The organism is Chryseobacterium scophthalmum (assembly GCF_900143185.1).
Lineage (GTDB): Bacteria > Bacteroidota > Bacteroidia > Flavobacteriales > Weeksellaceae > Chryseobacterium > Chryseobacterium scophthalmum.
Genome location: NZ_FSRQ01000002.1, coordinates 470,496 through 489,407, shown reverse-complemented (window position 1 = coordinate 489,407; position 18,912 = coordinate 470,496). Strand labels below are relative to the sequence as shown.

Annotated in this window: 14 protein-coding genes; 13 read left to right on the top strand and 1 reads right to left on the bottom strand. The window is 35.7% G+C overall.

Going from position 1 to position 18,912, the window contains the following annotated elements; genetic code table 11:
- Positions 1-6 precede the first annotated feature (6 nt).
- From BUR17_RS12485 to BUR17_RS12470, 4 genes are all read left to right on the top strand, one after another.
- A complete protein-coding gene (locus BUR17_RS12485; RefSeq protein WP_074230694.1) occupies positions 7-2,388 on the top strand; it encodes a penicillin-binding protein 1A in 2,382 nt (793 codons plus the stop codon).
- A gap of 77 nt (positions 2,389-2,465) precedes the next feature.
- Complete coding sequence (locus tag BUR17_RS12480; RefSeq protein WP_074230693.1) at positions 2,466-4,007, top strand: protein adenylyltransferase SelO; 1,542 nt, start codon at positions 2,466-2,468, stop codon at positions 4,005-4,007.
- Between the two features lie 67 nt (positions 4,008-4,074).
- Positions 4,075-5,427, top strand: a complete 1,353-nt coding sequence (locus tag BUR17_RS12475; protein WP_074230692.1) for a T9SS type A sorting domain-containing protein — start codon at positions 4,075-4,077, stop codon at positions 5,425-5,427.
- 77 nt (positions 5,428-5,504) lie between these two features.
- Positions 5,505-6,779, top strand: coding sequence for a DUF6080 domain-containing protein (locus tag BUR17_RS12470; RefSeq protein WP_074230691.1), 1,275 nt, complete (start codon positions 5,505-5,507; stop codon positions 6,777-6,779).
- Between the two features lie 53 nt (positions 6,780-6,832).
- Here the strand turns inward: BUR17_RS12470 and BUR17_RS12465 are convergent, their stop codons facing one another.
- Complete coding sequence (locus BUR17_RS12465) at positions 6,833-7,369, bottom strand: sporulation protein (RefSeq protein ID WP_074230690.1); 537 nt, start codon at positions 7,367-7,369, stop codon at positions 6,833-6,835.
- Between the two features lie 184 nt (positions 7,370-7,553).
- On the opposite strand from BUR17_RS12465, the gene BUR17_RS12460 reads away from it, so the two are divergent.
- The 9 genes from BUR17_RS12460 to BUR17_RS12420 all read left to right on the top strand — a co-directional run bounded on the left by BUR17_RS12460 (position 7,554) and on the right by BUR17_RS12420 (position 18,908).
- Positions 7,554-8,912, top strand: a complete 1,359-nt coding sequence (locus BUR17_RS12460; RefSeq protein WP_074230689.1) for a c-type cytochrome — start codon at positions 7,554-7,556, stop codon at positions 8,910-8,912.
- 24 nt (positions 8,913-8,936) lie between these two features.
- The gene (locus BUR17_RS12455; protein ID WP_074230688.1) at positions 8,937-11,999 is read left to right on the top strand and encodes a TAT-variant-translocated molybdopterin oxidoreductase; all 3,063 of its coding nucleotides are present in this window, start codon (positions 8,937-8,939) and stop codon (positions 11,997-11,999) included.
- A gap of 30 nt (positions 12,000-12,029) precedes the next feature.
- Positions 12,030-13,427, top strand: a complete 1,398-nt coding sequence (gene nrfD / locus BUR17_RS12450) for an NrfD/PsrC family molybdoenzyme membrane anchor subunit (RefSeq protein ID WP_074230687.1) — start codon at positions 12,030-12,032, stop codon at positions 13,425-13,427.
- A complete protein-coding gene (locus tag BUR17_RS12445) occupies positions 13,414-13,935 on the top strand; it encodes a DUF3341 domain-containing protein (protein WP_074230686.1) in 522 nt (173 codons plus the stop codon). Before nrfD ends, BUR17_RS12445 begins: the two co-directional genes overlap by 14 nt.
- Positions 13,928-14,614 carry a c-type cytochrome gene (locus tag BUR17_RS12440; RefSeq protein WP_074230685.1) on the top strand — a complete coding sequence of 229 codons (687 nt, stop codon included), beginning with the start codon at positions 13,928-13,930 and terminating at the stop codon, positions 14,612-14,614. The genes BUR17_RS12445 and BUR17_RS12440 overlap by 8 nt, the downstream gene beginning before the upstream one ends.
- A gap of 8 nt (positions 14,615-14,622) precedes the next feature.
- Positions 14,623-15,954 carry a quinol:cytochrome C oxidoreductase gene (locus BUR17_RS12435; protein ID WP_074230684.1) on the top strand — a complete coding sequence of 444 codons (1,332 nt, stop codon included), beginning with the start codon at positions 14,623-14,625 and terminating at the stop codon, positions 15,952-15,954.
- A gap of 150 nt (positions 15,955-16,104) precedes the next feature.
- Positions 16,105-17,124, top strand: coding sequence for a hypothetical protein (locus BUR17_RS12430; RefSeq protein WP_074230683.1), 1,020 nt, complete (start codon positions 16,105-16,107; stop codon positions 17,122-17,124).
- A 52-nt stretch (positions 17,125-17,176) separates the two neighbouring features.
- Complete coding sequence (locus tag BUR17_RS12425; protein WP_074230682.1) at positions 17,177-18,367, top strand: NTF2-like N-terminal transpeptidase; 1,191 nt, start codon at positions 17,177-17,179, stop codon at positions 18,365-18,367.
- Between the two features lie 4 nt (positions 18,368-18,371).
- Positions 18,372-18,908, top strand: a complete 537-nt coding sequence (locus BUR17_RS12420; protein WP_074230681.1) for an adenine phosphoribosyltransferase — start codon at positions 18,372-18,374, stop codon at positions 18,906-18,908.
- Positions 18,909-18,912: the final 4 nt, after the last annotated feature.

The window sequence follows — 18,912 nt, the reverse complement described above, 5'->3', positions numbered from 1 at the left end:
TTATACATGGAAGAAAACAAACAAAATAAAGGAAACAAGGGAAAGACGTTCCCCCTTCCTCCTAAAAAAAGCACCAAAAACTCTGCCTGGAAAAGATGGGTAAAATTCATCTGGATTGGGTTTATTGCAGTAGTTTTAGGTATTTCAGGGCTTTTCTTTGCAGTTTCCCAAGGCTTTCTTGGTGAAATGCCCGATGTAAAAGAACTTGAAAATCCGGATATTTATGTGGCCTCTCAAATTTATTCATCAGATGGAGTTCTTTTAGGCAAATTTGAGAAAGAGAAAACGCAGCCGGTAACTTATAAAGATTTACCTCCCTACCTGATTTATGCACTTCAGGCAAAAGAAGATGAGCGTTTTAAAGAACATTCGGGTATTGATTTAAAATCTATTTTGAGAGCAGTAAGATACGGTGGTGACCGAGGTGGAGGTTCTACCATCACTCAACAGCTGGCAAAACTTTTATTTACAAAAGAACCTTCAAAAAACCCCGTAAAAAGAGCAATTCAAAAGCTTAAAGAATGGGTGGTTGCCGTAAGTTTAGAAAAGAGATATACCAAGGAAGAAATCATCACTTTATATTTCAACAAGTTTGATTTTACTTACAACGCAAACGGCGTTGAGATGGCGTCTAAAATTTATTTTAATAAATCTACATCACAACTTACACTTCCGGAAGCAGCAGTATTTGTATCTATGCTTGAAGCACCTATTGCAAATAACCCATTAAGAAATCCTGACAGAGCAAAAAGAAGAAGAGATGTGGTATTATCCCAAATGCTTGAAACAGGTTATGTAGATCAGGCAACTTACGACAAAGCAGTTTCAACACCTATTACGACAGATTATCATCCTATTAAAAATATTACTGATGATTATTCAGCATATTATAAGTTCTATTTAAAAAAGGAAATAGATACCTATCTTAAAGATTACGAAAAAGAAACAGGAAAACCATTAAATCTATTTAAAGACGGATTAAAAATATATGTAACGCTTGATTCTAAGATGCAGAAGTATGCGGAAGAGTCTATCAAAGAACATTTAACTGATCTTCAAAAAAGATTTGATGCAGAACAGAGAGGCAGAAAAAACAGACCTTTTTACTACCTTAACGATCAACAAGCAAACAAAGTAATGATGCAGGCGGTAAAACGAACCGGTCGTTACAAACAATTAAGCAGAGCCGGAGTTCCTGAAGATTCAATTTTAATGGAATTCCACAAACCGATAAAAATGTCAAGATTTACTTGGGCAGGTGAAGAAGAAGTTGAAATGTCTCCTTGGGATTCTATAAGATGGCACAAGCAAATTGCACAGGCAGGTTTAATGTCTATGGTTCCGGGAACAGGCGAAATTAAAGCTTGGGTTGGAGGAATCGATTGGCAACACTTCCAATATGATCACATCAAACAAGGAAAAAGACAGGTAGGATCTACTTTTAAACCGTTTGTTTATGCAACGGCGATTATGAAATTAGGTTTAACACCTTGTTCAACGATTTCAAATGCTAGTTTCAACAAAGGAAGCTATCATGTACCCGGAAGAGGAGGAATGTTAACTTTGAAAGACGCTTTAGCACACTCTCAAAACCCTGTTGCATTAAGATTAGCTGAAATGACAGGAACACAAAGCGTAATTCAGACCGCAAGAGATTTGGGGGTTACCGAAGAAATTTCTACAAGCTTACCAATGGCTTTAGGAGCTTCTGATATTACAATCTATGAAATGCTTGGAGCCTACAGCACATTTGCCAATTACGGAAATTACAACAAACCGGAAATGATCTGGAGAATTGAAGACGTCAACGGAAGAGTGATAAAAGAAGTAATCTCAGAACCGAAAGAAGTAATGAATCCTAATTACGCTTACACCATGATCGAATTAATGAAAGGTGTTGCTCAATATGGTACCGCTTCAGGAGAACTGGGAAGACGAGGAGTATCTAAAAACATTGAAATTGCTGCAAAAACAGGAACAACTCAGAATAACTCTGATGGTTGGTTTATGGGAATTACTCCAAAACTGGCAACCGGAGCTTGGGTTGGTTGGGAAGACAGAGCAACCCACTTCTTTGGAACAGGAGAAGGTCAGGGAGCAAAAATGGCATTACCAATTTGGGCAATATTTATGAAAAAAGTATGGGCAGATAAAAGCCTAAAAATATCACCAGACGATAAATTTGTAAAGCCTCTTGATTGGAAAGACGGATGCTCAAATCTTCAGGGACTTAGCGGTGGATACGGTGATGATGGAGGATTGCAAACCATCGATGACTTAAAAAATCCACGGCCTGCAGACACAGGACCAAAAAACAACTCTGGTAAAAAAGAAGAAAATGTGAATGAACATTTGAACACCAGTGAAGATATAGATTTTAATAAATAAATTTCTTTATAATCATTATAAGACCTTTCAATTATTGGAAGGTCTTTTTTATTTCTTACTTTTAATATCTTTGAACTATGAATATCGACAAGATTACCCAGCCATTTACAAAGATTTTCCCTGGAGATTTTTCAGGAAACACGATTCAGAGAAACACACCTAAAGTTCTTTTTTCAACCGTAGAACCAGTCGGTTTTGAAAATCCTGAATTAATTATTTTTAATGAAAAACTTTCAGAAGAAATAGGTTTGGGAGAATTTAATAAAGACGACCTTAATTTTTTAGCAGCAACCCATTTACCTGAAAATATAAAAACTTATGCGACAGCTTACGCAGGTCATCAGTTTGGGAACTGGGCAGGTCAGTTAGGAGATGGCCGTGCAATTCTTGCAGGTGAAATCACCAATGAAGCAGGAGAAAAAAACGAAATTCAATGGAAAGGAGCCGGAGCGACACCTTATTCTCGTCATGCCGATGGAAGAGCCGTTTTGAGATCCTCCGTTCGCGAATATCTAATGAGCGAAGCAATGCATCATTTGGGAATTCCTACGACCCGAGCTTTAAGTTTATGCTTTACAGGTGAAGAGGTTGTACGCGACATGATGTACAGCGGAAACCCTCAGAAAGAAAAAGGCGCAGTCGTTGTAAGAACTGCCGAAAGCTTCCTTCGTTTTGGTCATTTTGAATTGATATCTGCTCAGAAAGAAATAAAAACACTTACCGAACTGACAGATTTTACGATTAAAAATTATTTTAAAAGTATAAATTCTCAAGGCGAACAGAAATACAAAGACTTTTTCAGTGAAATCTGCACCAAAACAGCAGATTTAATGGTCGACTGGTTTAGAGTTGGTTTTGTACACGGTGTGATGAACACAGACAACATGTCGATTTTAGGTTTAACAATCGATTATGGACCTTATTCGATGATGGATGAATATGATTTAAATTTCACACCCAACACGACTGATTTACCCGGAAGAAGATATGCTTTTGGAAAACAGGGACAAATTTCACAATGGAATCTTTGGCAACTTGCCAATGCACTTTTCCCATTGATAAAAGATGAAAAATTTTTAGAAGAAACATTAAATTCTTACGGAAATTATTTTTGGGAAGCTCATGATAAAATGCTCTGCCGAAAATTTGGCTTTGATGAATTCAAAAAAGAAGATGAAGAGTTTTTCATCAACTGGCAAGGTTTGATGCAGGAACTTCAATTCGATTATACTCTATTTTTTAATCTTTTAGAAAAGCTTGAAAGCATTTCCGACATCAAAACAGAATTTCAGAAAATATCTTACGGTTTTATAGATGATGCTAAAATAAAAAAGATTGAAGATTTCATTCAAAATTATTCCCTCCGACTAAAAACTAATACTATTTCAAAAGAAGAGTCTTTAGATTTAATGAAAAAAACTAATCCGAAATTTCTTCTAAGAAACTATCTTCTTTTTGAATGTATTGAAGAAATCAACAATGGCAAAACCGAAATATTACAAAAACTGACAAAAGCTTTAGAAAATCCATACGAAGAAATTTTTCCTGAATTTTCGGTAAAAAGACCTTCTGATTATGATGATATTCCAGGATGTTCAATGCTTTCTTGTAGTTCTTAAATAATTAATAAAAATATTTACATTTATATGTAATTATTTTTATTAATTTTGAAAAAAAATAATTTCCATGAAAAAAATTCTACTTTCAGCTATTGCGTTAGCAATTAGCTCATCAGCATTTTCTCAATTTTGGTCTACGCAAAACACTGGTTTTACAGCAGCATCACGAGGTATTTCGGGAATAGAAGTATTTGACGCCAATACAGCTTGGGCATTTGCTTATGACGGAGTAACATCTACAAATAATATCCAAGAGTTTACAAAAACATCTAACGGTGGTACTACTTGGACTTCAGGATTAATAAATGTTGGAAATCCGGCTTTAACAATCACAAACATTTCAGGTGTTAGCGGTACTACAGCTTGGGTAGGAGCATTATTATCTGCCTCAACCGATGGATTAGGCGCAGTCTATAAAACAGTAAATGGTGGTACCACATGGACCGCTCAACAAACTTTTTCGACGGCTAATGAATCATACTTAAATTTTGTGCATGCCTTTGATGCTAATAATGTAATTGTTGGTGGAGATCCTGAAAATGGCGAATTTGAACTTTATACAACTTCTAATGGAGGTTCGTCTTGGACAAGAGTAATAGCTGCAAACGTACCAAATCCTAACTCTGGAGAATATGGTTACAATGCCGGATATTATGCTGTTGGTAATAATATTTTCTTTTACACAAATAAAGGAAGAATTTATAAATCAATTGACAAAGGTTTAAATTGGACAATTGCTTTTACTGGCTCTACATATGGTCTTACAGATTTTGGATCTGCTACTGTAAGTGGAGACATGGCTTGGAGCGATGCAAACCGGGGTATTGTAATTAAAAAAAATTACAATACAGCAGGTAATCCTACAGCTTTAGCAATTTATAGAACGACAGATGGAGGAAGTACTTGGTCTACAGTAACCTTTACCGGAATTACAGCAGCAAATAATATCACCGACATAACTTATGTTCCAGGAACTAATATTTTAGTAGCAACAAGTTCAAGCCAAACAACAGGAGGATCTTGGAAAAGTCTAGATAATGGTTCAACTTGGACAGCTCTTGATACCGCTGTACAACATTTAGGTGTTAGATGTTCTGATGCTAATACTTGTTACTCTGGTGGATTTAACACTTCAGCCACAGTTGGAGGAATGTTTAAATCATCTCAAAATTTAGGTGTTTTAGATATTAATAAAGGAATTAATAATTTATCAATGTATCCTAATCCTACAAAAGGAGAAGTAAACATCAAAACTGATAAGAAAATAAAATCAACAACTGTTTTAGATTTATCAGGAAAAGTTCTTACAGTAGGAAGTTCTGAAACAGTAAACCTTAGTGCATTTACTAAAGGGACTTACTTAGTTAAAGTAGAGTTTTCTGACGGAAGCAGCAAAACAGAAAAAATCATTAAAGATTAATTAAGATATTTTCAATATTACAAAAACTCACCTTTTCAGGTGAGTTTTTTATTTTACTTTTGCAAAAACTACAGTTAGTGTCATTCAAATCAAAATTTTTAAACTTTTTCAAAATCGTTTTCCCTTCTTCGTATGTAGAATTAGGATTATTCGTATTCTTTATTGTTGTTTACGGCATATTCGGAACCTATTTAGCACAACATTACCGCATTATTTTTGACTCAAGAATTCCTTGGGACGGATATTTCAGTTTCGATAATAAAGCCATCGTAATGAGCGGCGGAAGCTTCGAAAGACATCCTTTATCTTATTATTTTTTCAATTGGATTCGGGAGCTTGCTTTTTATATTTCTGATGGAAAAACAGGAAGTAATTTCAGATTAACATTAGCTTGGCTGAGTAATATTACCATCAGTTTAAGCCTGATTCAGATCTATAAATATTTAAAAAACATCACCTATCTTCCCATAGGACTAAACCTATTGATTGTTGCTTTTTTCAGTGTTTTTTCAACTAACATTTTATTATCATTTACTCCGGAAACCTATACTTACACACTATTTTTATTGGTGTTATTCAATTATTACACGGCAATAAAATTTAAAAAAGATCAAAAAATTGCCGGTTCAGCTTTGGTTTTGGCAGGAGTTATGATTGGAGGATTAACCGTGACAAATATTGTAAAAGTTTTCATTCCGATTGCATTTGAAAAAGGTATTTTTAAAAGCTGGAAAAAATTCGGGAATGCCGCTTTAAGAGTAGCACTTACCTGCGCAACTTTTATCTTGCTTTATCTTTACCGAATCGATTTTAAATACAAAAATATACTGTCTAAATCCGGAGAGCAGTACGAGAAATTTTCTAATGTAAAATCTACTCCGATCTGGGATATGATTTACTCCTATTTCTTTGGTGGAAGTATCCTTTTTCCAAGCTTTTTTATTCGTGAAAAACATAATATGAAAGGTTTTTACTATAAAGCACTTTTCATGGATGTTTACACTTCAGTTATCCCCTATTTGTTCATCGGATTACTTTTAGGACTTGTTTTATGGAGTTATTTTAGAAATTTCAAGAATAAATTGGTGCAAATCATCATGCTTTCTTTATTGGTTGACATTTTAATTCATTGTGTTTTCAGATTCGGACTTCATACTTCTTACATTTACGGAGGACATTTTGTTTTTGTTTTTCCTATTATGTTGGGGTGGCTCTTTTTTTCTTACAGAGAATCACCAAAAATGATGTCTGCCTTTACATCAATCATTGGAATAATGTTAGTGTATTTACTCCTTAACAATTACATGAGAATGTGGGAATTTTATGATTTTGTCAATCAATTTTACAGATAAAAAAAGGCTGAGAAAAATATTCTCAGCCTTTTAATTTTTATTTAGTTAAATCTTTATTTTGCTTCTGCACAGAAAACTCTGTACTGAATTGGTGTTGCGGATTTAAAATACTCTTTTATTCTAGCCAAATCGCTTGCTGCGCTTTGTTTTGTGAAATAACTTCCTGCCAAAATTTTGTAGTTTGGTCTTAAAGAAGCATCGGTTTCAACCTTTAAATTTGGAAATCTTTTTCTGAAATAAGCTTTAATTTCATTCGCTTCGTCATTACTTTTCACCGTTGTAATCTGAATTTTGAAGCCTAATATTCTAGGATTTTTTCTACAGATTTCAGCATTGGTCAATTCTCTGCTAGGAACAAATATTTTCGTTGGTTTTGCAGGAGCATCATCGTCAATACCTGAAGAAACTCTTGTTGCCGTAGTCTTTGCACAGCGATCTTCAATCGCCGATAAAGCTTCACTTACACGAGAATCCATAGTGATAGTCAGCTCGGTTCCAGACAGTGTATCTTTCTTTACAACCTGCTGTGCTTCAAGAGTATAAAAACTCATTAAAGAGAGTAGCGAAAATATTTTGATGAAATTTTTCATTTAAACTTATTTCCGCAAAGTTATAATAATTTAAAAAATACAGCAAACACAGTTATTTAGAATAGTTACAAATTAAAGCTATATGACATTTTACCTTTTGTTAAAGCCGTTAAATTCTTCTTAAAAATATTATTTTTGCGGGATTGATTATACATTCAATATTTACTAACATAAGACAATTTAAATGATTAGTTGGAGAAAGCATTATAAAAAAGGGCTGATTGCGATAGGTTTATTGCTATCAACAAGTGCTTCAATTTACGGGCAAGACGGCGATCCTAAAAATGGCGAGAAACTTTTTAAGGCAAACTGTACGGCATGTCACGCTTTAGACAAACAAGTTGTAGGACCGGCGCTGAAAGGTGTGGTAGAAAGACTGAAAACTGAGCAAGGACTTGACACAGATTGGCTTCATAAGTGGATTAAAGACAATGTAGCTTTGAGAGCTTCAGGCGACAAGTATGCTAATGAAGTTTTTGAAAAAAACAACAAGACTGTTATGCAGCAATTTCCGAATCTTTCAGATAAGGACATTGATGACATTTTAGCTTATACAACTAATCCTCCTGCTCCGGAACCAGATCCGGCTCCTGTTGCAGGAACAGCAGCTGATACAGCAAATGCTGCACCAGCAAACAACACAACTTCAAGCATTGTAATCATTTCACTTATTGCAATCGCTGGTTTATTAGTTTGGATCTTAATCAAACTAAGACAATTGGTAAAATTAGGTCAATCTGAAGAACTTACTGGGCTTAATGAAACCAGAGTAAAATCTTTCAGTGAAATCTACGAAAAGTACCACTTTATCGGTAAAGGTCTATTGGCTGTACTAGCTATTTTAGCAACTTACGGTATCTGGAACTGGATCATGTGGATCGGTGTTTACAAAGGGTATAAGCCTGAACAACCTATCTACTTCTCTCACAAAATTCACGCTGGAGAAAACAAAATTGACTGTCAACTGTGTCACTCAAGTGCTAAATACGGTAAGGTATCTGAAATTCCTTCTATGAATGTTTGTATGAACTGTCACAGATCTATTTCTGAATACAACGGTAAATACCTTGAGCCAGGAAAAGATAAAGCATTCTACGACGGAGAAATCCAGAAGATATATGCTGCAACAGGTTGGGATGCTGAGAAACAACAGTACACCGGTAAAACTACTCCTGTAGAATGGACAAGAATCCACAACATGCCAGATTTCGTTTACTTCAACCACTCTCAACACGTAGTAGCAGGTGAGCAGGCGATTATCAATTCATTCAACAAGAAAAATCCAGACAATAAAATCGACGTAGTTTGTAAAGCTTGTCACGGAAAAATCGATACAATGAACGTTGTACAAATGGCGAACGATTTCACTATGGGATGGTGTATCGAATGTCACAGAACAACCGAAATTGATATGAACAACGGTTATAATAAAGAATACTTCAAAAATCTACACGAAAAGCTTAAAAAGCAATACCCGAAAGATGGTGGTAAAATCACTGTAGATGCAATTGGAGGTCTTGAGTGTGGTAAATGTCATTATTAATAACTAAAAAATTAGAAGTATAAAATGGCTTCAAACAAAATACAATTTAGAAGTATTCACGAACTTAAAGACCCTGCCTTAAACGGTAAGTTGGCTCTTAAAGAGTTCCAAGAAGAAATTCCGGTAGAAGATTTTCTAGAAAGTGCCGAAAAAACTGACGGTACCTCTAGAAGAGATTTCCTAAAATTATTAGGATTCTCTACAGCAGCAGTAACTTTGGCTGCCTGTGAAGCTCCGGTAATCAAAACGATTCCTTATGTAGTGAAACCACACGAAATTATTCCTGGGGTTCCGAATTACTACGCTTCAACATATTTTGACGGTTTCGACTTCGCAAGTGTTTTAGTAAAAACAAGAGAAGGTAGACCCATCAAAATTGATCCGAACCCGGCAGCTGGAGATTTAGGTAAAACTAACGCAAGAGCTCAGGCAAGTGTACTTTCACTTTATGATAACGATAAAGTAAAGCAACCTAAGCTTGACGGTAAAGACGAAACTTTCGATAAAGTAGATGATTTCGTTTTGAAAGGATTAAACGAGGCTCAGTCTGCAGGTAAAAAGATTGTTCTTTTATCTCAGTCTTTCGCTTCACCTACATTCAAAAAATTATTTGCTGAATTTAAAGCAAAATATCCTACGGCTGAATTAGTAACTTATGATGCTTTCCCTCACTCTGCAGCTTTAGATGCAGCTCAGGAAGTTTTCGGACAAAGAGCATTGCCTGTTTACGATCTTAAAGGATCTGAATTGGTTGTTGCTTTCCAGGCTGATTTCTTAGGAGATTATAATGCAGCTAGCTTAGAAACTTCTTATGCAGCAGCAAGAGTTCCGGGACCAAACATGTTGAGACACATTCAGGTTGAATCTAACATGTCTTTAACGGGTGCAAACTCAGACTCTAGATACAGAGTAAAACCAAGTGATGTAAACAAAGCTTTGGTTGAAGTTTACAACGCTATCGTTACAGGATCTGCACCGACAAGTAAAGTTGCTACAGAAATTGTAAAAGAATTGCAGGCTAAAGGAAGCAAAGCTGTTGTTTTAGCTGACGGTTCTAAAGCGGCACAAGTTTTAGCACACTTAATTAACCAAAAATTAGGTTCAGTTGCTTTCACAGGTAAAGCAAACTTCTTAAAAGAATTTGATAAAGCAAGATATCAGGAATTTTTAGGTTGGGTAAATGCAGGACAGGTTGGAGTATTAATTACAAACAACGTTGACCCGATTTATTCTAACAACAAAGGTCAGGATTTCAAAAAATCTTTGGCAAAAGTTCCTTATGTAATTGCGGTTACAGATAAGAAAAACGAAATGTATAAAGCGGCGAAAGCTGTAATTCCGGTAGCTAACTGGCTAGAATCTTGGGGTGATATGGAACCTCAGACTGGAGTTTATACATTGATGCAGCCAACTATCCAAAAAATTTATAAATCAAGACAGATCGAAGAATCTTTATTGGTTTGGAAAAACGGAAAAAACAGTGCTGCAAATAACTATTACGATTACTTAAAAGCTAATGCAGCTTCTCTTCTAGGAGCAACTTCTTTCAACAAAGCTTTATACAACGGTGTTGTTTCTTCTAATAATGCAACGATGTTGTCTTATGCTGGAGGAAACGGTGCTCAAGCTGTAGCTGAATTAGGTAATTTTAAAGCTTCAGATTTAGAATTAGTACTTTATACAAAGACTTCTATCGGAGACGGAACTCAGGCAAACAACCCTTGGTTGCAAGAATTACCAGATCCTATTACAAGAATGTCTTGGGATAACTACTTAACAATTTCTACTAAAGATGCTGAAAGATTAGGAATTGAAAACAGTCTAAACGCTAGAATGCAGTTGGATGGTTCTCTTGTAAATCTTACAGTAAACGGAGTAAAAATAGAAAACGTACCAGTATTCATTCAGCCGGGTCAGGCAGACGGATCTGTAGGTCTTGCTTTAGGATATGGTAAAAAAGATTCTGGAACTACTGCAGATACTGGGGTAAATGCTTATCCTTTATTTGACGGTTCAAACTTAGTGATTTCAAACGTTTCAATTGAGAAAACGGGTGAAGAGCACGAGTTTGCAGGAGTACAGCTTCAGAATACATTAATGGGACGTTATGAAATTGCAAAAGAAGTACCTTTAGCAGAGTTTATTAATGTACCTTTCGATGACGAACATAAAGGATGGAACAAACCTTTGGAATATCACACCATCAGTGGAGCTCTTCCAGCAGGTAAAATTGACCTTTGGGATGCTTTTGATGATACAGATGGTCCTCACTTCAACTTATCAGTAGACTTAAACTCTTGTACGGGTTGTGGAGCTTGTATCATTGCTTGTCAGGCAGAAAACAACGTTCCTGTAGTTGGTAAAGAAGAGATCAGAATGTCGAGAGATATGTTCTGGTTAAGAATTGACCGTTACTATTCATCTGAACAAAAAGTTACTGTTTATGATGGTCTTAAACAAGGTATGGCAGTTCCTGAACTTTACGGAAGTAGCGTACTTGGTATTGAAGGAGCATTAGAAAACCCAGCAGAAAATCCAGATGTGATCTTCCAGCCGGTAATGTGTCAACACTGTAACCACGCTCCATGTGAAACTGTTTGTCCGGTTGCGGCAACTTCTCACAGTAAGCAAGGACAAAACCATATGGCTTACAACAGATGTATCGGAACAAGATATTGTGCAAACAACTGTCCGTACAAAGTAAGACGTTTCAACTGGTTTACCTATAACTTGAATGACAAGTTCGATTTCAACATGAATAACGATCTTGGAAGAATGGTTCTTAACCCTGATGTTGTTGTAAGAACAAGAGGGGTAATGGAGAAATGTTCAATGTGTATTCAGGAAACTCAGGCAACTATTTTGACTGCGAAGAGAGAAAACAGAAAAGTAACAGACGACGAATTTAAAAATTCTTGTGCTTGTGCAGCAGCATGTTCTACTGGAGCAATGCAGTTTGGAGATATGAATGACAAAGAATCTTCAGTTAGAAAATTATATTCTAGCAACAGAAGATATCATTTACTTGAAGAGATCGGAACCAAACCAAATGTGTTCTATCACGCTAAAGTAAGAAATAGAGTATAAAATAAAGTTTAAATAATAAATAGGTAAAAAATGTCAGGACATTACGAAGCTCCGATAAGGGAACCTCTGATTATTGGTCACAAAACTTATCACGATATCACAGAAGATATTGCACGACCTATCGAAGAAAGAGCAGGTAAATTATGGTGGATCTCACTATATGCAGCCTTAGTTCTTTTCATCTACGGATTCGGCTGTATCGCTTATACTATCGGAACAGGTATTGGAGCATGGGGGCTTAACAGAACTATTAACTGGGGTTGGGATATTACCAACTTCGTATGGTGGGTAGGTATCGGTCACGCCGGAACCCTAATCTCAGCAGTATTATTATTATTTAGACAACGATGGAGAATGTCTGTAAACCGTTCTGCGGAAGCAATGACAATCTTCGCAGTTGTACAGGCGGCAATCTTCCCGCTTATTCACATGGGTAGAGTTTGGGTAGGATATTGGGTATTCCCTCTTCCTAACCAGTTTGGTTCTCTTTGGACTAACTTCAACTCTCCTCTACTTTGGGACGTATTTGCAATCTGTACGTATTTCTCTGTATCAACAGTATTTTGGTTTATCGGGTTGATTCCTGACTTTGCTATGATCAGAGACAGAGCTAAAACTCCTTGGACTAAGAAAATTTATACCCTACTATCTTTTGGATGGGGTGGAAAAGCAAAACACTGGCAGAGATTTGAAGAAGTATCTTTAGTATTGGCTGGTTTAGCAACTCCACTAGTATTCTCAGTACACACTACGGTATCTTTTGACTTCGCAACTTCAGTTATTAAAGGATGGCACTCTACGATCTATCCTCCTTACTTCGTTGCTGGAGCTATCTTCTCAGGATTTGCAATGGTACAAACACTATTGTTAATTGCTAGAAAAGTTTGTCACTTGGAAGATTACATCACTATGTATCATATCGAAATTATGAACATCGTAATCGTTCTTACAGGTGGTATGGTAACTGTAGCTTATGCTACTGAATATTTTATCGGATGGTATTCTGGTTCAAGATATGAAGACTTTACTTACCTTTCACCAGGTGCTGCAGTAGGACCATATTGGTGGGCGTTCTGGGCGTTGATTATCTGTAACCTTGTTATTCCGGCGTTGTTCTGGTTTAAGAGAATCAGAACGAATATTATTGCAACATTTATCATTGCATTAATTATTAACATCGGTATGTGGTTTGAGCGTTTCGACATCATCGTAATTAACCTTTCAAGAGATTACTTGCCTGGTTCTTGGACGATGTTTAAACCAACCATTATTGACGTAGGTGTATATTTAGGTACAATCGGATTCTTCTCTGTATTATTCTTATTATACGCAAGAACATTCCCTGTAATTGCACAGGCAGAATTAAAATCGATCTTGAAAATCTCAGGTGAAACTTATAAAGTAAAAGAAGGAGATGAGCACCACTAAAATTGTATACGGACTTTATGCTGACGACGACGATTTAATGAACGGCGTTAAAGCATTCAACGATAAAGGAATTGCAATAAACGAAGTTTATACCCCATTTCCTGTTCACGGCCTAGACAAAGCTTTAGGTTTAAAGAAAACCAGAATTTCTGATGCTGCTTTCATTTATGCACTTTATGGAGTTTCTATAGGTTTGACGGTTACTTGGTACATTATGAACCATGACTGGGCACAAAACATTGGTGGTAAACCATCTTTTAGCTGGGTAAACAACTTCCCTGCTTTTATTGACCCGATGTTTGAATTGATGGTATTCTGTGCTGCACACATGATGTCTCTTACTTTCTTTGTAAGAAATAAAATGTATCCTGGAGCTCCTGCACAAAACCCAGATCCAAGAACTACAGATGATAAATTCCTTATGGAGTTTGTAACTGAAGATGTAGAATCTGTAAAGCAGTTGCTTATTGAAACGGGAGTAGAAGAAATAACTGTTAAAGATGCTTAAAATGAAAAAGAATGTATTAAAAATTACAGCAATTTTAGGTTTAACTACAGTTTTACTTAATTCTTGCGGACCAAATGAAAATGCACCTCTAGTATATTTCCCGGATATGTATTTCCCAGTGGCATACGATCCGTTGATGAAAGCCCAGGATGCTTATTCAGATCATGAAAATGAAATTCCTGCATTTGTAAGAAACAACGGTGCAACTGGCCTTGCTCCTGTAGAAGGTTCAGTAGCTCAAAATAAAGATGGAGTATTTGAAGAAGGTAAACTTCCTAAAACTCCGGACGAATATAACGCAGGTTATGATGCTTCAAAAGCAATAAGCGCTTCTCCTCTTAATCCTGCTAATGCAGCTAAAGATATAGAAAGAGGTAAAATGCTTTTTGATCGTACTTGTTCAGCTTGTCACGGAACTGGTGGTGACGGACAAGGGCCAATCGTACAAAGCGGAGCTTATTCTGGTGTACCAAATTATGCAGATAGAGAAATCACTGTAGGATCTGTACATTATGTATTAACAAACGGTAGAAATGCTATGGGATCTTATGCAGGACAATTAAATCCTGGAGACAGATGGAGAGTGGCAATGTATGTAATGAGTGCTTTCAAAAAAAGTGCAGCTCCGGCTCCCGCAGCAGCGACAGCAACAACTGAGACTACCGAAACTAAAAAATAAGAAAAGAAATGTATAGTTTTTCACCAAAATTAAAATCAACTTCTATTATCCTTCTTGTTGTAGGTTTAGTTTTATTTGCTGCAGGTTTCTTTTTAAATAAAGGAATTACTACAGAAAAAATAGAACACATGATGGAAGCAGTGCATTCTGCTGGTCATGATTCTCCTACACATTCAAGCGAAATGGTAGGACCTCAAGATCATGCTGCTCACCTAGAGCACGCAGAAATGCAGGTTCACAATCAGCCATTAGCTTCAATTCATTTTGTAGCAGTATTTTTCTTCGGAGTAAGCTGTTGTGTATTGTTCTTTTACTGTATTCAGCATGCCGCTCACGCAGGTTGGCCAATTATTATCACGAGAGTGATGGAAGCTATTGCTTCTTACATTCCTTGGGGTGGTGCTATTTTAGTAATCTTGATGATTCTTAATATCACACACAACGGTCACCTTTTCCATTGGATGGATCCTGAATTAACAAAAGAAGGATCTCCACACTTTGATGTCATCTTATTTGAAAAGAAAATATTCTTAAATATTCCTTTCTACGCAGTAAGAACTTTAATTTATGTAATTGGAGCTTCATTCTTCGCATGGAAATTAAAAGCTCAGTCTAAAAAAGTAGACGATACAAAATCTTTGGTTGAGTATCAGTTCCTTTACAGATGGGCAGTGGGATATATCGCATTCTTCGGGTTTGCTTCTGCAGCTTGGGCTTGGGATTGGTTGATGTCTATTGACCCTCACTGGTATTCTACAATGTATATTTGGTATTCAATGGTTAGCTGCCTTTCAAGTGGTATTGCGGTAATCATTCTATTAAGTGTTTATCTTAAGAAAAATGGTTTCTTACCACAGTTTAACGACAATCACTTGCACGATTTAGGAGTTTTCCTTTTCGCTACAAGTATGCTTTGGACGTACACTTGGTTTGCACAGTTCATGTTGTATTGGTATGCAAACATCCCGGAAGAAGTAAATTATTTCTTCGGAAGATTTGAGCACTACTCTCCTACTTTCTTACCAATGCTTGTTGTAAACTTCTTATTACCTTTATTGGTATTAGTAAGTAGCAGCATCAAGAGAAACTACAAAGTAGTAACAACGATGGCAATCATTGTAATCTTAGGTCACCTTTTAGATTACTTCAATATGGTAATGCCAGGAACAGTAGGACCTTACTGGAATACTCCGGAAGTTCTGTTATTAGTATTGGGTTCTATTTTATTTATCGCAGGATTGTTTATGTTTACAGTGCTTTCAGCATTAGCTAAATTGAAACTGATTCCTACAGGTAACCCTTACTTACACGAATCTGAAATTTATGAGTATCCTTTCTAAGGACTTGTAACAAAATAAACTTAAAAAAGACTGATTTTAATAATCAGTCTTTTTTTTTGTCATAATCAAAAAAAGCTAGGCAACCATTTCAAAAATATTTCGTCATAAGAGTAGACTTTAATGCTTACCTTTTAAACTAAATTAAAAACTATGAAAAAAACTTTTCTTTTAAACTTTCTGTTGATCATTCTATTCAATGTAGTCAATGCCCAAAGCATTACTTTCGTTTCAGAAAAAACAGACGCACCACTTCCTAAAGTTTCGGTATTTGGAAAAAACGGAAATATTTTGGCAACATCAGACATTGACGGAAAAATTGAGAAATCAGCTCTTTCTCCCGAACAGGAAAAATTTCAGTTGGTGTATGATAACATTTCTATCGCCACTTTATCATTTAACGAAATCAATAAAGAGGTTGTAAAACTAAATGACAGAGTAAAAGATATCGAAGCGGTTGTTATTAAAAACAATAAACCTGCAAAATATGTTTTGGTAAAAGGAAATTTTAATGCTTATCTAACCGTAAATGGTAAGCTAAACTGTTACTTGGATGGAATAGCGACTTATGTTTTTGATAATAAAACAAAAAAATTGAAAAGCACAAACGTACAACAATATAGAGTTTTCAGATTAGAAAATCCGTCAACCGATAGAAAACAAACCGGACTTTTAGATTACAATGCATTTTTAGACCTTCCTAAATTACCAAATGTTGGAAATATTGAAGAGTACAAAAATAAAAAAGCCGTTATCAAAGAATTGAAAGGAAAAACAAAAGACGAAATAGAAATAAGCGGAACTGCTTTACAGGAAAAAGAAATGGCTCTTTTTGGATACAGACTTTATGATATTAAAGCATTAGTAAATCATTCTTACGAAAAAGACTCTAAAAAAGATTTGAGAGATTTTTTAGAATCAAACGAGATTGGTTACATTAAATTTAAACATAAAAGTGAACCAGATTACAACCAGCTTATTTCTTATAAAAACTTTTATCCAACAGAATTAGATTTCAGTGATAATAATGATGTAGAAGGAGAAGTGAAATTAAATAAAAACTACAGCAACTACAAATCAAATTATTGGCAGGATGCATCTTTTCCAAATATGCAGGCAATTTTCAGCTCATTCTTCAAAGATGATTTAAAAGAAAAAGAAAACAAAAAATAAAAAATCAGTTTTAATAAAGGTTTTACTAAATTTGCCATAAACCATAATTAAAATGAAAAAGTTTTCTTTGCTACTCATCTTCAGCTTGTTGCTTTTCACAGCATGCAAAAAAGATCATGTAGATGCAACTACGACACAGACTTTGCAGTCGAGTATCAATGATATGGCGTCTGATCTTACCACCATTAAGCAGATAAAATTTAATGAAGCGCTATATATTCTTAAAACTTTCGGTGTAGAAGCAGAAGGCGATGTAAACGAATTGAAAGCATTGGGTCAGTTGATTAACGGTAAAAAAGTGCCAGAAATTCTATCATTGGCAGATCAGGTTGCACAGCAAAACGGTATCGAATGGGCAAGTACAGCTCCACCGTCATTAGGTGAAATGAATATCTTTGGTGACGAAACCGCTAAAGAAAGCGATCCGAATGATGTAAGAGCAAGCTCATTAAGCATTCTTACCCAACTTTCTGGAGACACAGGAAATGGCCCAACTGCAATGCAAATCGTACCAAGATTGGTTGACAATGCAGGAAATCCTATTGCGTTTACTGGTGCAGGTTTAGAAACTACGTTAGAAGTATTCAGTAACGGCGTAAAGCTTTCAACAGCGAAAAACCTAATGCAGGATAATAATTTTAAAGGTTTTCATCTTAAATTTTCATCTTTATTGGCTTCAAAAATTGTTGACAATAAAATTGATATTACTGTTTCGGTAAAAACCACTGCGAAGACTTTCAAAATGTCGAAAATTGGTTTAGATGTAAATCCTTCAGCTTTAAAAGTTCCTGAAGTACCAAAAACAGATTCTACAATGATTGTTCAGGATCCGAATGCGGTAATTGACCCAAATAATCCGACAACTCCGCCAACAACGGGTACAGACCCGGCAACAGCAGTTCCGTCTCAACCAAAACAGCCGACTGCAGATCCTAAAAATACGGTAAGTAAGTTTTTAAATAATGTAAGTTCACAAAACTTAAAAGCAGCTTTCGATTCTTCAAGCAACCCAAGTTGGGGATCTTACGAATCGTTCTCAAATCCTACTTCAGGTTTTGGAGCTGTAAAAAATGTAAGTGTTAAAAACATTTCTACAAACGCAACCGGCACCAATTCATCAAGTGTTAATGCAACATACGATGTGACCGATAAAAACGGAAAGACGACCTCTTTAAAGGTGACTTTCGGTCTTAAAAATGTAAACGGAGAGTGGAAAATCTCAAGTTATAAGATCAATCCTTAAAAATATGGCATCTCAGGAACTCATTAAAAAACTGGAAGAAACCATAGAAAACATTCCTGACTTTCCGATTCCGGGAATTCAGTTTAAAGATATTACACCGATCTTTCTTGATCCTAAATTGTATGAAGAAGTAATCGAAGATCTGGTAAAATTCAGTAAAGGAAAAGTAGATGCAGTCTGTGGAATTGAAAGCCGTGGTTATCTTTTCGGAATTGCGATTGCAGTAGCTTTGGAAGTTCCATTTATTTTGATCAGAAAAAAAGGAAAACTTCCTCCGCCAATTATTTCAGAAAAATATGATCTGGAATATGGCAGCGCAGAAATAGAAACCAGAGAAGGACAAATAAAAAAAGGACAACGAATTTTAATTCATGATGATCTTTTAGCAACGGGAGGAACAACCGAAGCAGCAGCAAAACTGGTAGAAAAACAAGGCGCAGAAGTCGTTCAGTTTAGTTTTTTAATCGGTTTGAAAGATTTAAATGGTGACGAAAAACTTAAAAAGTTTAATGCTGAAATCTATCACACGTTAGAATATTAAATTT

Coding starts and splice junctions, on each gene's coding strand:
- nrfD (WP_074230687.1), top strand. CDS start 12,030: ATGTCAGGACATTACGAAGCTCCGATAAGGGAACCTCTGATTATTGGT.
- BUR17_RS12465 (WP_074230690.1), bottom strand. CDS start 7,369: ATGAAAAATTTCATCAAAATATTTTCGCTACTCTCTTTAATGAGTTTT.
- BUR17_RS12455 (WP_074230688.1), top strand. CDS start 8,937: ATGGCTTCAAACAAAATACAATTTAGAAGTATTCACGAACTTAAAGAC.
- BUR17_RS12440 (WP_074230685.1), top strand. CDS start 13,928: ATGCTTAAAATGAAAAAGAATGTATTAAAAATTACAGCAATTTTAGGT.
- BUR17_RS12425 (WP_074230682.1), top strand. CDS start 17,177: ATGAAAAAGTTTTCTTTGCTACTCATCTTCAGCTTGTTGCTTTTCACA.
- BUR17_RS12430 (WP_074230683.1), top strand. CDS start 16,105: ATGAAAAAAACTTTTCTTTTAAACTTTCTGTTGATCATTCTATTCAAT.
- BUR17_RS12485 (WP_074230694.1), top strand. CDS start 7: ATGGAAGAAAACAAACAAAATAAAGGAAACAAGGGAAAGACGTTCCCC.
- BUR17_RS12420 (WP_074230681.1), top strand. CDS start 18,372: ATGGCATCTCAGGAACTCATTAAAAAACTGGAAGAAACCATAGAAAAC.
- BUR17_RS12460 (WP_074230689.1), top strand. CDS start 7,554: ATGATTAGTTGGAGAAAGCATTATAAAAAAGGGCTGATTGCGATAGGT.
- BUR17_RS12480 (WP_074230693.1), top strand. CDS start 2,466: ATGAATATCGACAAGATTACCCAGCCATTTACAAAGATTTTCCCTGGA.
- BUR17_RS12435 (WP_074230684.1), top strand. CDS start 14,623: ATGTATAGTTTTTCACCAAAATTAAAATCAACTTCTATTATCCTTCTT.
- BUR17_RS12475 (WP_074230692.1), top strand. CDS start 4,075: ATGAAAAAAATTCTACTTTCAGCTATTGCGTTAGCAATTAGCTCATCA.
- BUR17_RS12445 (WP_074230686.1), top strand. CDS start 13,414: ATGAGCACCACTAAAATTGTATACGGACTTTATGCTGACGACGACGAT.